Annotated in this window: 15 protein-coding genes; all 15 read right to left on the bottom strand. The window is 39.3% G+C overall.

The window, feature by feature from the left end:
- Positions 1-3: 3 nt before the first annotated feature.
- The gene (locus ACOZ9X_RS05100) at positions 4-1143 is read right to left on the bottom strand and encodes an acyl-CoA dehydrogenase family protein (RefSeq protein ID WP_423417260.1); all 1140 of its coding nucleotides are present in this window, start codon (positions 1141-1143) and stop codon (positions 4-6) included.
- A 252-nt stretch (positions 1144-1395) separates the two neighbouring features.
- Positions 1396-2526, bottom strand: coding sequence for an RNA polymerase sigma factor RpoD (gene rpoD, locus ACOZ9X_RS05095; protein WP_066396256.1), 1131 nt, complete (start codon positions 2524-2526; stop codon positions 1396-1398).
- A gap of 42 nt (positions 2527-2568) precedes the next feature.
- On the bottom strand, positions 2569-4377 hold the full coding sequence (dnaG, locus tag ACOZ9X_RS05090) for a DNA primase (protein ID WP_423417259.1): 1809 nt from the start codon (positions 4375-4377) through the stop codon (positions 2569-2571).
- A gap of 59 nt (positions 4378-4436) precedes the next feature.
- The gene (locus ACOZ9X_RS05085; RefSeq protein ID WP_423417258.1) at positions 4437-4904 is read right to left on the bottom strand and encodes a YaiI/YqxD family protein; all 468 of its coding nucleotides are present in this window, start codon (positions 4902-4904) and stop codon (positions 4437-4439) included.
- Positions 4905-5089: 185 nt separating this feature from the next.
- The gene (locus ACOZ9X_RS05080; RefSeq protein WP_137788849.1) at positions 5090-5905 is read right to left on the bottom strand and encodes a pyruvate, water dikinase regulatory protein; all 816 of its coding nucleotides are present in this window, start codon (positions 5903-5905) and stop codon (positions 5090-5092) included.
- A gap of 18 nt (positions 5906-5923) precedes the next feature.
- Positions 5924-6607: a helix-turn-helix transcriptional regulator gene (locus ACOZ9X_RS05075; protein ID WP_423417257.1), complete on the bottom strand. Its 684-nt coding sequence runs from the start codon at positions 6605-6607 to the stop codon at positions 5924-5926.
- Between the two features lie 67 nt (positions 6608-6674).
- The gene (gene recO / locus ACOZ9X_RS05070; protein ID WP_144699001.1) at positions 6675-7418 is read right to left on the bottom strand and encodes a DNA repair protein RecO; all 744 of its coding nucleotides are present in this window, start codon (positions 7416-7418) and stop codon (positions 6675-6677) included.
- A 47-nt stretch (positions 7419-7465) separates the two neighbouring features.
- Positions 7466-7609: a YqzL family protein gene (locus tag ACOZ9X_RS05065; protein ID WP_144698999.1), complete on the bottom strand. Its 144-nt coding sequence runs from the start codon at positions 7607-7609 to the stop codon at positions 7466-7468.
- A gap of 421 nt (positions 7610-8030) precedes the next feature.
- On the bottom strand, positions 8031-8939 hold the full coding sequence (era, locus tag ACOZ9X_RS05060) for a GTPase Era (protein ID WP_423417256.1): 909 nt from the start codon (positions 8937-8939) through the stop codon (positions 8031-8033).
- Positions 8932-9330, bottom strand: a complete 399-nt coding sequence (locus tag ACOZ9X_RS05055; protein WP_423417255.1) for a cytidine deaminase — start codon at positions 9328-9330, stop codon at positions 8932-8934. Before ACOZ9X_RS05055 ends, era begins: the two co-directional genes overlap by 8 nt.
- A gap of 28 nt (positions 9331-9358) precedes the next feature.
- Positions 9359-9724, bottom strand: a complete 366-nt coding sequence (locus tag ACOZ9X_RS05050; protein ID WP_423417254.1) for a diacylglycerol kinase family protein — start codon at positions 9722-9724, stop codon at positions 9359-9361.
- Positions 9721-10188 carry an rRNA maturation RNase YbeY gene (gene ybeY / locus ACOZ9X_RS05045; protein WP_423417253.1) on the bottom strand — a complete coding sequence of 156 codons (468 nt, stop codon included), beginning with the start codon at positions 10186-10188 and terminating at the stop codon, positions 9721-9723. The genes ACOZ9X_RS05050 and ybeY overlap by 4 nt, the downstream gene beginning before the upstream one ends.
- The gene (locus ACOZ9X_RS05040) at positions 10185-12305 is read right to left on the bottom strand and encodes an HD family phosphohydrolase (RefSeq protein WP_423417252.1); all 2121 of its coding nucleotides are present in this window, start codon (positions 12303-12305) and stop codon (positions 10185-10187) included. The genes ybeY and ACOZ9X_RS05040 overlap by 4 nt, the downstream gene beginning before the upstream one ends.
- A gap of 193 nt (positions 12306-12498) precedes the next feature.
- Positions 12499-13461, bottom strand: a complete 963-nt coding sequence (locus ACOZ9X_RS05035) for a PhoH family protein (protein WP_144698989.1) — start codon at positions 13459-13461, stop codon at positions 12499-12501.
- 5 nt (positions 13462-13466) lie between these two features.
- Positions 13467-14657, bottom strand: a complete 1191-nt coding sequence (yqfD, locus tag ACOZ9X_RS05030; protein WP_423417251.1) for a sporulation protein YqfD — start codon at positions 14655-14657, stop codon at positions 13467-13469.
- Positions 14658-14681: the final 24 nt, after the last annotated feature.

The following is a 14681-nucleotide window of genomic DNA, read 5'->3' as shown; positions in this document are numbered from 1 at the left end:
TTGTTAGCAGCCGATCTCTCTTGCAATAACGATACGCTGAATCTCTGATGTACCTTCTCCAATCTCAAGAAGTTTAGCATCTCTGAAATAACGTTCTACATGGTAATCCCTCATATAGCCGTTACCGCCATGTATTTGAACCGATTCAGAACAGATCTGCATACATGCTTCTGATGCATATAATTTTGCCATCGAGGCTTCTTTTGAGAACTTCTTACCTTGATCTTTTAGCCATGCTGCTTTATATACCATCAATCTAGCCAACTCGATCTTCATCGCCATATCGGCCAACTTAAATTGGATCGCTTGGAACTTCGAAATAGATCTTCCGAATTGTTTCCGCTCTTTTGCATAGGTTAGAGCCTTCTCATAGGCCGCCTGTGCAATTCCTACTGCCATCGCACCAATACCTATCCTTCCTCCATCCAAGGTCACCAGGAACTGTTTAAAGCCGTCTCCGCGCTTTCCTAGCAAGTTTTCTTCAGGCACTCTCACATCTTCCATAAAAAGTTCAGTGGTATTTGAAGAGTGAAGACCCATTTTCTCGTAGTTATCGATAACACGGAATCCTTTAGCATCAGTTGGTACGATAATCGCAGAGATTTCTTTATCGTTACCGCTTCTATTTGTAATTGCGGTTAATGCTAAGTGCTTGGCGTAGCTCGCGTTCGTGATATAACATTTTGAGCCATTAATCACCCACTCACCATTTTCCGTTTTCGCTGTTGTTTCCGTACCACCTGCATCAGAGCCTGCATTTGGTTCTGTTAACCCGAATGCTCCCAAGGATTCACCTGTGCAGATTGGTGTCAGATATTTTTCTTTTTGTTCGTGCGTGCCAAATAGGTTTAAGGGAGCTCCACCTAAAGATACATGTGCAGAGTATGTAATTCCAGTAGAACCACAAGCACGGCTCAGTTCTTCTACAGCAATGGCAAAACTTATAGTATCAGCTCCGCCTCCACCGTATTCTTCTGGAAAAGGCAGACCCATCATTCCTAATTTAGAAAGCTTTTGAAAAATCTCTACCGGGAATTCTTTATTTTTATCTCTTGCTTCAGCTCCCGGAGCTACAACTTCATCTGCAAATTCTCTCATCATTTTTTGAATCATCAACTGCTCTTCTGTTAATGTAAAATTCATGGTTGCATCCCACCCTTTATAAATTTACGCTTTTATTTGTATGCGCTTACATATTTATTATAGATATAAAGGCTGAATTTTTACAAGATTTAAATAATTTTTAATTTAATATATAGAAGAATAAGCAAGCAACAAAAAGAATTATGCAGGAAATAGTATGAGAAAATGAGTTTTTGATGAGTTTGCATTGATGTGGAATAATAAGTAAAATGAAAGAAATAAAAAAAGCTTGCCCAGAATTGGGCAAACTTTCTATTCTAAAAAGTCTTTTAATCGTTTACTTCTGCTTGGATGGCGGAGTTTACGGAGTGCTTTAGCTTCGATCTGACGGATACGTTCACGCGTTACGCCAAACACTTTACCAACTTCTTCAAGAGTACGAGTACGCCCGTCGTCAAGTCCGAAACGAAGACGAAGAACGTTTTCTTCACGATCGGTTAAGGTATCTAGAACATCTTCAAGCTGCTCTTTTAATAACTCATAAGCCGCAGCTTCCGAAGGAGCTAATGCATCTTGATCTTCAATAAAATCACCAAGATGAGAATCATCTTCTTCACCGATAGGTGTTTCTAAAGAGACTGGCTCTTGAGCGATCTTGAGAATCTCACGCACCTTCTCAGGAGTTAGTTCCATCTCAGCACCGATTTCTTCTGGTGATGGTTCACGCCCAAGATCTTGAAGTAACTGACGTTGAACACGAATTAGTTTGTTGATCGTCTCAACCATATGCACCGGGATACGAATCGTACGAGCTTGGTCAGCAATCGCACGCGTGATCGCTTGACGAATCCACCATGTTGCATACGTACTAAATTTAAATCCTTTGTCATAATCGAACTTTTCAACAGCTTTGATCAATCCCATGTTACCTTCTTGGATAAGATCAAGGAACAGCATACCACGACCAACATAACGCTTGGCAATACTAACGACAAGTCGTAAGTTAGCTTCTGCAAGACGGCGTTTGGCTTCTTCATCACCGTTTTCTATACGTTTTGCTAGTTCGATCTCTTCGTCCGCTGAAAGTAAGTCTACACGTCCGATCTCTTTTAAGTACATACGAACTGGATCGTTAATCTTGACTCCTGGTGGTACGCTTAAGTCATTAAGATCAAATTCTTCTTCCTCTTTTTCCATTTCGAACTTAGGATCTTCTTCGTCTTCTGCATCTTCAGACGCTTCAGCAACTTCAACACCTTGTTCTTCAAGGTATGAATAGAACTCGTCCATTTGATCAGAATCTTGTTCAAAAGGTGCTAGCTTACTTGTGATCTCAGTATATGTTAGCCGTCCTCGCTTTTTACCGGCCTCAACTAATTGTTCTTTAACTTGATCGATGGTTAATTCGCCTTCCGTTCCTTGACGGTTTGGTTTCTCAGCCATTCGATCCCCTCCTTCCAAAACTTCAACCATCCTACATCCCGATTATTTAAGAGATCTTTTCATTCTCATAATATCTTGGGCAATTTGGGCTGCCAGTTTTATTTCATTCCTTCTTATTGCGTCTTCTTGCTGCTTTTCTTTTTCTTGTATCTCCCGCAATAAAGGATAGCTAGAAATAATACGAATATAATCCGCGAGCTCCATTTCATTCAGCTCTTCACTGATTGTGAGCATCGCTAATTCTGAAGCTAACTTTCTTAATTTGTCATCATCGATACGCTGCATGAACAACCCTACATTGGGTTTATTTCCTTCTTCATAAAAGGCATATAAGTAAGCAGCAATCGCATTATGTTCTTCAACATTAAAGCCTGATTCCAACTTTTCTTGAATTAGAAAAGCGGCTTCCTCACTTTTTAACATATGTGCAAGAACAATACGCTCAGCATTCAGGTTTCTCGGCAACAATGACTTTTGCAAAAGTGTTTGTATTCTAAAATTATTATCCCGCTTTTTAGGGCCGTTATCCTTAGACCTTTGCAGTTGCTTGAAAGTCTGAGTCTGCTGTTGTTTTAATGCATCTAATGACAGATTGAATTCAGAAGCGATCTGGCGGAGATAATGATCTCGTTCAACCGCTTTTGGCAGACGCGCAATTTCTTGGATAATCTCTTCGATATAGATCATCCGTTCTCCTTCATCTCGAAGATTTTTCCCGCGTCTGTAATATTGTATTTTAAATGCCATCACAGTTAGGCTAGCCCCTATTATATCTTTTAAGAACGAATCGTTTCCAAATTTCGAAATATAGTCATCGGGGTCCATTCCATCAGGCATCTGTGAAATCTTCACGGTACAGCCTTGTTTTGTTAAAATTTCTGAAGCTCGAAACGCTGCTTCCACGCCAGCTCGGTCAGAATCATAGCAGATTGTGACAGATTGAACATTTCGTTTCAAAATGGCTGCATGATCTTCAGTTAACGAAGTACCTAATGAAGCAACACCATTTGTAACTCCTGCTCTAAAAGCTGCAATTGTATCTACATATCCTTCAAAGATGACAGCATGTTGTTTCTGCCTCATCTCTGCACGTGCAAGGTTTAACCCATAAAGGGTTCTTCCTTTTTGGAAGATCTTAGACTCTGGACTGTTAAGGTACTTCGGCTCGTCCTTTCCGTCTAAAACACGGCCACCAAAAGCGACCACTGCACCTGTACGATCCCAAATCGGAAACATGACTCGATTTCTAAATCGATCATACGGTTTTCCATCCGATTGTCTCTTTCCGATCAACCCAATTTTTTCAGCGATATGCAGGTCCATTCCTCGTTTCTGAAGAAATTGTGATGCGGTCTCCCAAGAATCTGGGGCATAACCAATTTGGTACCGCTCTATGGATTCTCTAGTGAATCCCCTCTTCTCCAAATACTCTAAAGCCGGCCTTCCTTGTTTTGTGTGAAGTAAGCAGTGATGATACAATTTAGCCAACAACTCATGAATCTCAGTCATCGCCTTTTTCTCGTCAGAGCTTTTCTCGGAGAAGTTTTGCTGATGAATTTGAGGAAGTTCGATGTCACTTTTTTTCCCAAGCTGCGTTACAGCTTCAATAAAAGAGTACCCTTCAATGTTCATCAAAAAAGAAAAAACATTGCCTCCTGCTCCACAACCGAAACAATGATAAATTTGTTTTTCAGGTGAGACAGAAAAGGATGGCGATTTTTCCCCATGAAAAGGACATAGGCCAAAATAATTTCTGCCTTGTTTCTTAAGAGGAACATAATCGCTGATCACGTCAACAATATCGCTTGATGACCTGACCTTCTCTATTAAGTCCTCAGGTATACGTTCCATATAACCACCACAGAATCTCTGTTTCTTTTAGACACTAGATATATATTCGTGGCACAATTCTATTTTCCTTCAACATTCGACAGGATTTCGCAAAAAACTGTGCAGAATCTTTCTGTGTCCTCTTTTTTAAATTTAGCAGGTCCTTTTGAATGCTTGCCAGAACGCCTAGCTTTTGCAGACATATATCGTTCATGAAGCACTCCTTCCATTTCATTCTCTTGAAACTGTTTCCCTCTAGGAGTGATGACGTAAACCCCTTTTGAAAGAAGAAGACTTGCGAGGGCATGATCTTGAGTCACAACAAGATCATTTTTCTTCGAATGATTATGTATGTAAAGATCAACTTCTTCAGGACTTGCATCGACCAATATCCAGCGCCCAGGCTGGTCTGTGTTACTCGCGTGAGCGTAAGATGTAACGAATATGGGTTCAAAATCAAATATTCTGGAGAACTTAAATATTTCTTCTTTTATCACAACAGGACAAGCATCTGCATCTACAAAAACATTACCAATTAATTTTTCCATATTCTTATGTTCTACTTTTACAGTGATTCTCCTTCATATGAGAGCATTTGCCTTGAATAAGCATCCTCAATTTATCACTATTTTGGACAAACTTATAAAATTTAATCACAATGTAATATTATAATAAAACTCTCTTCGTTTTACCAGTAAAATGATGAAAATAAAAAAGCGCAATCATTTGCGCTTTATTTATAAGACTTTCCTTGAAACAAATTGTAGATCACGTTAGCTGATTCTTCGACAGCCTTATTTGAGACTTCAACCACTCTGCATCCGATCTGATCAACGATCTTGTTAAAGTAGACGAGCTCGTGCTTGATTCTTTCCATGTTTGCGTAGTTCGCTTCAGAATTTAAACCAAGCGCCTTTAAACGTTCTCTACGAATATCGTTTAATTTCTCAGGAGTTATCTTAAGACCGAAGCATTTGTTAGGTGAAACTTTAAACAGTTCTTCGGGCGGTTCTACTTCCGGAACAATAGGTACATTCGCGACCTTTAAACGTTTATGTGCTAAGTATTGTGAAAGTGGTGTCTTTGAAGTCCTTGATACACCGATTAGTACAACATCCGCTTTTAATATCCCTCTAGGATCTCTGCCATCGTCATATTTTACGGCAAACTCAATAGCTTCTACTTTTCGAAAGTAATCATCATCAAGCTTATGCACGACTCCGGGTTCATATCTAGGAACTTGATTCAGCCTAGATTGCAGCTGATTCATAATCGGACCCATAATGTCCACTGTAGGGATGTTGTGCAACGCAGCCTGCTTAGCAACGTACTCGCTTATTTCAGGTACGACAAGTGTAAACGCGATAATCCCGTTGTGATCCTTCGCTAATGAGATGACTTCATCAATCGTCTCTTTATCTTCCACATAGGGAACTCTCTTAATCTCTATTCCATTTGAATTAAATTGGCTCGCTGCCGCTTTAACAACCAACTCTGCCGTTTCTCCGACTGAATCGGAAACGACATATACGATAGGACGTCCTGTCATGTTGGCCTCCCCATTCAATTATAGTAATTCATCATGTGCTAATTCTACAAAAGCCTTTGTGATATTCGTCTTCGTAATCCTACCGACTACATCGAAACCACCCTCATCATCTGAGCGTTTTACGACTGGAAGACAATCAATTTGTTTTCTGATTAAGATGTGTGCGATATCTAAGAGATAATCCTCTTTAAAACAATATGTGATATTAGGCATTCTTGTCATAATAATGTTGATAGGGATACTGTTGATCTCTTGTTTCCCCATGCTTGCTCTTAATAAATCTTTTCGTGAAGCTACGCCAGCAAGATGTCCGTTCTTATTAATGATAAATAAAGTACCAACATCCTCCAAGAACATCGTACATATCGCTTCGTATACCGTCGCTGAATCTTGAACGACAACAGGCATCGATGTGAATTCCGCAACTTTAATCTTTTTTATTTTTTCGGTTAGAAGCTGAGAACCTGTCTTCCCGGTATAAAAATAACCGACTCTTGGTCTAGCATCTAAATAACCTGCCATCGTTAGAATGGCAAGATCGGGTCTGAGTGTAGCTCTTGTAAGATCGAGTTGATCTGCTATTTGTTCACCTGTAATCGGCCCATTATCCTTAACAATTTCAATGATTTTTTGCTGCCTCTTATTAAGTTCGATCGTGTACACCACCTTTTGCCGCATCCAATGTGTTATACTTATTCTCATTATTATAACCTATTCATGTGAGAAAGCGAACTAAAAAAACTGTAAAGATTAAAAGCTTCACAGTTTTTCAAGATAAATCATCTAATTGTTTCAGAAACTTCTTTGATTTTAAAAACACTCCTGAATATTCGTCCATGTAGGCGTCAAACAACATTCGAAGCTCTCTTTTGGTTTCTTTTTTTAAAGAAACGTTTCCAAGTCGCGCAAGATCAAGGTGATAGAACATATGAAGCAGTTTTACTGCGCCCCGTGAAATCCGCATTCTGTACGGATCTTTGTATGAACACCTTTCACAAAGAAAACCACCTTCTCTAATCGAGAAAGAAAAATCGCCTTCTGTTGAGTGACATGAAACACATTTACTCAACTCAGGTACGATTCCGGATGTTTTCATTATTTTTAGTTCGAATAGAAAGGTTATGACCTCAGGATCTATCCCATGATTGATATACTCTAAGGATTGTTTGATCCATCCAAAAAGATCTGGCTTAAGATCATCCTCAGAAGTGTTTCTGTCTAATAGTTCTGCTAGATAAGCGGCATAAGCGGTTTTCACGAGATCTTCTCTTATTTTTCTAAAAGAAGAAAGCGCTTCGCCTTGCTGTAAAGTTCCGAGCCCTCGGCCTTTTTGAAAAACAAAAATTCCGTATGTAAAAAGTTGCGTAATGGAAGTAAAGCGGCTTTTGGGCTTTTTGGCTCCTCTTGCCATTACGCCGACTTTCCCAAATTCTTTTGTATACAAAGTGATGATCGTATTGGATTCACCATACGGAACGGTTTTAATGACGATTCCTTCAACTTTATAAAGCAAGGTAAATCACCACCCTCTCAAATCTAAGAAGGCACCGTAGTTACTTATTAATGAAATGGAGGTTCCTCAAGAGACTCATCATAAGGAATAACTGCTGATAGTGCTGTTATTTCATGGTCTAGCTCTTTGTATAACAAATAGGTATCAATACTGCCCGTCTCACAGAATACTTTCCAAGTAAATTCTTTCATGTTTGGACACACCTTTCTATTTGTTTCTCTCCTGTAATAACTAGGTTCACCTTAATTGTTTTTTTCATGTCAAGGAAATTTTAACAGTTATTTACTTTAGCTGTTAAAGTATGTTAGGTCCTTCTTGTAAGTGGGTGATCTCCGTTCCAGGTGCTCGCTTTCCGCGGGGCGAACGTGAGCCAATTGCCGCTACGCACCATTAAGGGTGTCTCACCAGTCTAGTTGCAGTGGCTAGCCCCTCGAGGTCAAAAGTTAAACGGTCTGTGATGAGCAAAGTGCGCCACATAGCCCATTCAACTTTTGCTTGTCGGGGCAGAACGACTTTCGGACTGCCCGCTCGTCCTAGCCGAGAGTCTCACACCTTGCACTACAATCAACTTTTCAATGATGAAGAACAAAATACTTTTAAAGTAAATTACTCTTAATACTCATCCTCGTTAAAACCGAACTCGGTTAGCTGCTTTTGGCGGTTTCTCCAGTCGTTTTGTACTTTTACGTACAATTCTAAAAAGACACGCGAGCCTAAGAGAGTTTCAATGTCTGCTCTTGCTCTTTTTCCAACTTCTTTTAGCATCTTTCCTTGTTTACCGATGATGATTCCTTTTTGAGACGATCGTTCTACGATGATTGTTGCGTTTACAAACACGACGTTCTTTTCTTCTCGTTCTTTCATCTCTTCAATCACTACTGCAACGGAATGAGGGATTTCTTCACGAGTAAGATGTAGAACTTTCTCGCGGATTAATTCTGCCGTTATAAATCGCTCTGGATGATCGGTTACTTGGTCTTCAGGGTAAAATTGAGGCCCTTCTTCCATGTAAGAAACAATCTGTTCAAGAAGTGTGTCCACATTGTTTCCGTTAAGAGCGGAAATTGGCACGACTTCAGCAACGTCTAACTTATTTCGATACATATCGATCAACGGCAACAATTGATCAGGATGTACTTTATCGATTTTGTTTATGACTAGGAATACTGGATTTTTCACATTTTGAAGTCTGTCTATAATGAACTGATCGCCTCGTCCATATCCTTCTTCGGCATTAATAACGAATAGGATAAGATCGACTTCGTTTAACGTCTGCTGTGCTGTTCTCGTCATAAAATCGCCTAGCTTGTGCTTCGGTTTATGAATACCTGGTGTATCAATAAAGATAACTTGAGACTCATCTGTTGTATAAACCGCTTGTATCTTATTTCTTGTTGTTTGAGGCTTGTCACTCATTATGGCGATTTTTTGTCCGATCACTTTGTTTAAAAGAGTCGATTTACCTACGTTAGGTCTGCCGATAATCGTTACAAAACCTGATTTATAGCCTTCTTTAGTCATTTAGATCCTCCGGCGAAAATGCACCAGGTAATAAATCTTTTACTAAGATCTCTTGTACATCACCTTTTAGGTTTGTTAGATACACTGGCATCTCTGGCGGACATAATTCAGAGATAACTTGTCGGCATGCCCCACAAGGTGGTACAGGACGCTTTGTATCAGCTACAACAGCGATTGCACTGAACTTTGTGTCACCTTCTGTATACGCTTTAAATAATGCCGTACGTTCAGCACAACACGTTAAACTATACGCAGCGTTCTCGATATTCGCTCCGTTATATACTTTACCTTCAGCCGTTAGAAGAGCTGCACCTACTTGAAACTTAGAGTATGGTACGTAAGCCTTTTCACGTGCGATTTTCGCTTGTTCCATCAATTGTTCTTTATTCATTACTCTTTCACCTTCTTAACAAAAATAGCTACATACTATTAATCAGCGGTTCAATAAATAGCAGTATACCGATTATAACAGCAAACATTGAAAAAACCAAAACTGCACCTGCAGCGGCATCTTTCGCCTTTTTCGCGAGTGGGTGTTTCTTCTCTGTTATAAGATCGACCGCACTCTCAATCGCCGTGTTTACAAGTTCGAGTGATAGAACGATTCCGATTACAATCAATAAAAGAACGAATCTTTCTTTAGAAAAATTAAGTGCAATCGCGAAAATAATCACGATTACACTTATAAAGGTATGGATCTTAAAATTTTGTTCTGATTTAAAAGTTGAGATGATTCCTGTAAAAGCAAAAACAAAACTTGAGAACAACTTTTTCCAATCGATCATCTTTTCAGACCATATTGCTCCAAAATTTCTTCTTGTCTTCCAAACATTCTTTTTTCATCTTCATCATTCATATGGTCATAGCCTAATAAATGCAAGAAGCCGTGAACAGCAAGAAAGCCCATTTCTCTCTCTAATGAGTGTCCGTACTCTTCCGCTTGCTCTTTCGCCACATCTAGACAGATGATGATATCGCCTAAGAACCTTGTCTCTTCTCCTCCGATGATCTCTGTCTCATCTTCACCCATTTCTTCCATAGCAAAAGAGATAACATCTGTAATACTATCTTTTTGTCTGTATTCCTTGTTGATCTCCTGAATTCGTTCTTTTGACACGATCGTGATTGATACTTCCGCTTGACCTGTTTTCTCCATCTCTGCTGCTTTCTCAAGAACATTGCTTAATAACTCTTGAAAATCATTGCTGCTTTCATCGATCTCGTTCAAATATTCAACATGTAGCATCATTGTTTCTCCACCTTTTTTGTTTCTTCTGGATACTCAATTCTGGAATGAAAAATTCCTTTTAACGTTTCTGTAAGTGTTTTTGCAACTATGTCTAATTCTTTTAACGTGATATCACATTCATCGAACTGACCATCTTCTAACCTGTCGTTAATAATTTTGCGAATGATCCCGTCAATTTTAACAGGTGTTGGTTTCGAAAGCGATCGAACGGCTGCTTCTACAGCATCAGAGATCCCAATGATCGCAACTTCTTTCGTTTGAGCTTTCGGGCCAGGATATCTAAAGTCCGACTCTGCTACTTCCTTATCAGTAAGCTGAGCTGCTTTATGAAAGAAAAATTTTAACAGAGTCGTTCCGTGATGCTGTTCAGCAATATCAATAATCTCTTTCGGAATCTTTTCTGCTCGGAGCATGTCCGCACCGTCATATGGGTGAGCTGTGATGATGGTCTTACTTAGCTGTGGTGCTATCTTATCATGCGGATTGTCCATATTCATCTGATTTTCAATAAAAAAGTGCGGTCTTTTCGTTTTTCCTACATCGTGGTAATATGATCCTACTCTAGCTAGTAAACCATTAGCCCCTATAGACTCACATGCTGCTTCTGAAAGGTTGGCGACCATGATGCTATGGTGATACGTTCCTGGCGCTTCCATGAGCACTTTTCTTAAAATTGGGTGGTTAGGATTCGAGAGCTCGATTAACTTTGTCACAGATAAAATGTTAAACGACGATTCTATGACCGGCAGAAGCCCTAGTGTTAATACAGCTGAGATAAAACCTGATATGGCTGCACAGCCAAGGTCTAATCCAATCTGCAGAGATGTAAATTTTCCGTTTTGCAGCAATAGCACACTCGCTACTGTTAGGATGGCTATAAAAGAAACGAAAAATCCAGCTTGCAAGATTTTAGATCGTTGTTGAGTTTTTCCTAAAAACACGATTCCTGACATACCGTTAAACAAGACATACATACTCATGATAAAGTTAAAATTTCCAGCGGTTTGTTCATTAAAGATCAGTGCTGCACTAAATGCAAAGATAATCGTAGACACGACTGCAAGCTCTTCATTGAACAACATCTTGATCATCATCGCACCTGCCGCAACAGGGACAGCATACATGAGACTCATAAGACCAAGTTCTGTACTAACACTCAACACTTTCATCACTACGAGTGTCAAAGTAAATAATAAAGCATAGATGGTTACATATTTTCGAAAATGCTCTTTCTCACGCTCTTCTTTCATAAAATAATATAAACCAGCCATAACGATCAGCACAAAAAGGAATAATCCATAATACGGATACGTTTTCATTTCCTGATCTAATAGTCCGACCTTTTTGAGTCTATCAAAGATCTCAGGCGTAATAACTGCCCCGCTTTTCACGAGGACTTCTCCTTCCCTGATCACAACTTCTTCTACTTTGTCGCTCGCTTCTTTACGCTTTTGACGTGTTTTCTCTGTATCCAACGTTCTGTTGGCGATGATAAAGCTTCTTGTGATCTCCTCTGTTGCATTTCGAAGAGAATATGGGAGATTGTTATCACGTATCAGCTGAATAGCTTCACTTCTTGCTTCTTCCACTTCTTCAACCATTACGGGTTCAGATAAGACTTTATTCACAACATCAGGAGCCAAATTTTTCACATTATTTAATTCTGCTTTACTTGCTTCAGCAAGTGCGATATATGTTTCATCAGAAATATCCGACTTATTGATCGAGTCTTTTAATTGAACAACTTTTTGTTCTAAAGTAAGGGTAGCCTCATCTTCCTTTTTCTTCTTCTCTTCAGATTCGGTAATCGTTATTACGATATCTAATAAATCCTTTAAGGCTTCTGCCTGTACTAAAGCGAGGTCTTTATTAAACGTATACTCATTCTTAATACTCTCTTCAGCGAGCTTCTTCCTGGCTTCTGTCTGATCTTCTAACGGGATCGTGATTGGTGATTGGATGTCCCGTGGTGAACGCTCATAAACATTCACATCCACTACATTAGGAGTTACGTTGCTGACTAACAAGGAAAACAAAATGATGCCCATTACGATAAAGGATACTGTTGCTACACTCAAACGAAAGTAATTAGACAAAAGATGCCTGAAATTGGCCAAACGCTACCACTCCTTAAACTTGTACATCTTATTCTAATCTTAGCAAAAGTTGGTCAATTATGGTACTTCTCAAAAAGAATAGCTAAATTAATTGTTTATTTATTCAATTTGCCACTAAATCCCGCCATACATACAATTTAGGGCAAGAGAACATCCTTTTAGACAAAAAAAGACTCCAAAATGGTTGGAGTCCTTAATCTTCGTATGTTTCATATGCTTCAATAATTCGCTGAACAAGTGGATGACGAACCACATCTAGTTGTTTTAAGTATATAAAATCGATGCCTTTAACGCTTTCAAGCCTTTTTTCAGTAACTTTTAATCCCGATTCTTTTCCACGAGGAAGATCTATTTGTGTAAGATCACCTGTGATGACCATCTTTGATCCAAAACCAAGACGCGTTATAAACATCTTCATCTGCTCTGGTGTAGTATTTTGAGCCTCATCTAAAATGACAAAGCTTTCATCAAGCGTACGGCCTCTCATGTACGCCAGTGGAGCAATTTCAATCGTGCCACGTTCGATTAGCCTTTCGGTATGTTCTGCACCGAGAAGGTCATGAAGAGCATCATAGAGGGGACGCAGATAAGGGTCTACTTTTTCTTTCAGATCTCCTGGGAGAAATCCTAAGCTCTCACCTGCTTCAACAGCAGGACGGGTCAGCACGATCTTTTTCATCTTACCTTCTTTTAATGCGTTGACTGCCATAACTACCGCAAGATAGGTTTTCCCTGTACCCGCAGGACCTATACCAAAAACAAGGTCGCGCTTTCTCATGGACTGAACATAATGACGCTGACCGAGTGTTTTTACACGAATAGGTTTTCCTTTTGCAGTAACAGCAATATCTTCTTCATACAGTTCACTTAATTCATCCAGCATATTTTTTTCTGCAAGCTGAACAGCATAAACAATGTCTCTTTCAGAGATCTTGATACCCTTTCGTACCAATTTCAACAAGACAAACAAAGTTTCTTCAACCATTTCTGCTTTGTTCAGTTCACCTGATACTAAAATGTCTTCGCCTCTGGTGACTATACTTACGTTAAGCTTGTCTTCAATCACCTTTAAGAAGGCATCGTTAGGCCCAAAGAGTGAAGCTGCTTCTGTCGTATTTTCGAGTTGTAATGAATTAAGTCTTTTCGTTTCTGACAAACTACTCATTCTCCTTGTTGGATAGGTATAGGTTGTGCAGATGCAATATTTTCAATTACTTGGTAGAGCATCGTTAGTTTAACTTTACCATTCGAGACGTTTTGTTGCCAAACTTTTTCACCATTAATTTTTGCATCATGGGGCAATTTTTTTGAAAGTTCTTTCTTTGCCATCTTTTTTCCTACTTCTATTGCCTCGGCTTTACTATAAGAGCGTTTTACTCCATCCGTCTCTCTGATCTCTTTCTTTATATAAGAAAACGGCATTTTCCATTTAGCTAGATAAAGAGGTGATTCATTTAGTGTTTCCGTTTTATCCTTAAATTCTCCTTCCGAAAATCCATAGACAGGAACATTTAAACCAAAAAGTGAAACATAATGCCTATTTTTAGATTTACCGGTATATGTTTGAAAAGAAGTATTTAACGGGACCTCTACCTCAGTTTGGTACCAAACTTCTCCCCAAATTTTACCTTTTGCACTTACAAGCTGGGGCTTTTTTTCTTTTCCGATCAATCCTGAGACTAACAACGATCCTTTTTTAACATAGTCGTTAACCCCTACGATAGGTTGTCCTTTTTCGACGAATACAGAATGAATAACAGCTTCTTTAGAAGCCACAAGATGTCTCGGTCCTGTAACCTGCTTTGCTTCTGGAATCTCTTTTTCAACGACTTCAAATCTGTATGAAGTACCATGCTGAGTTACTCCGACCCATGTAACGTTATCCATCTTCTCTGTTAGATCACGCTGTATCTCTCTAACATTCGGCAGCAAAAAGATGAATTTTCCTTTCGTTACTCCAAGTTCTATAGCAGCTTTTCTTAACTCGTATTCTGTCTTAGGATTTGCCCCCGTAACATTAATATTCCAAATCATGTTAGATAATAAAAATAAAAGGCAAATAAACGAGAGCATCCCGAGGATAAAACCGTTTCTCTTCCACATTCTCTTGAGAAGAAACGGTGTCCCCTTCTTCTCTTTAATCCTGATCTTCAACTTATTTTCTTTCAATATACGTCTCGCTCTTTGTACATCTGAAACAGATATGGAGACGAGTGCACGGTTGTCCTCAAGTGGCTGGATATCCCATATACTAATACCAGATTGAATGCACGTATTGATAAACGAACTAGAATCTTGTCCAATAACTTCTACCCTTACATACCCTTTCAAATGGTTCCATTTGGTTTTCATCTTGTCCCTCCCTGTTCCCTGAGA

This window comes from Fictibacillus nanhaiensis (genome assembly GCF_049537595.1).
Taxonomy (GTDB): domain Bacteria; phylum Bacillota; class Bacilli; order Bacillales; family Fictibacillaceae; genus Fictibacillus; species Fictibacillus nanhaiensis_F.
The sequence above is the reverse complement of the archived record's forward strand: the minus strand, read 5'-3'. Positions and strand labels throughout refer to the sequence as shown.

Coding starts and splice junctions, on each gene's coding strand:
- ACOZ9X_RS05100 (WP_423417260.1), bottom strand. CDS start 1,143: ATGAATTTTACATTAACAGAAGAGCAGTTGATGATTCAAAAAATGATG.
- rpoD (WP_066396256.1), bottom strand. CDS start 2,526: ATGGCTGAGAAACCAAACCGTCAAGGAACGGAAGGCGAATTAACCATC.
- dnaG (WP_423417259.1), bottom strand. CDS start 4,377: ATGGAACGTATACCTGAGGACTTAATAGAGAAGGTCAGGTCATCAAGC.
- ACOZ9X_RS05085 (WP_423417258.1), bottom strand. CDS start 4,904: ATGGAAAAATTAATTGGTAATGTTTTTGTAGATGCAGATGCTTGTCCT.
- ACOZ9X_RS05080 (WP_137788849.1), bottom strand. CDS start 5,905: ATGACAGGACGTCCTATCGTATATGTCGTTTCCGATTCAGTCGGAGAA.
- ACOZ9X_RS05075 (WP_423417257.1), bottom strand. CDS start 6,607: ATGAGAATAAGTATAACACATTGGATGCGGCAAAAGGTGGTGTACACG.
- ACOZ9X_RS05065 (WP_144698999.1), bottom strand. CDS start 7,609: ATGAAAGAATTTACTTGGAAAGTATTCTGTGAGACGGGCAGTATTGAT.
- era (WP_423417256.1), bottom strand. CDS start 8,939: ATGACTAAAGAAGGCTATAAATCAGGTTTTGTAACGATTATCGGCAGA.
- ACOZ9X_RS05055 (WP_423417255.1), bottom strand. CDS start 9,330: ATGAATAAAGAACAATTGATGGAACAAGCGAAAATCGCACGTGAAAAG.
- ACOZ9X_RS05050 (WP_423417254.1), bottom strand. CDS start 9,724: ATGATCGATTGGAAAAAGTTGTTCTCAAGTTTTGTTTTTGCTTTTACA.
- ybeY (WP_423417253.1), bottom strand. CDS start 10,188: ATGATGCTACATGTTGAATATTTGAACGAGATCGATGAAAGCAGCAAT.
- yqfD (WP_423417251.1), bottom strand. CDS start 14,657: ATGAAAACCAAATGGAACCATTTGAAAGGGTATGTAAGGGTAGAAGTT.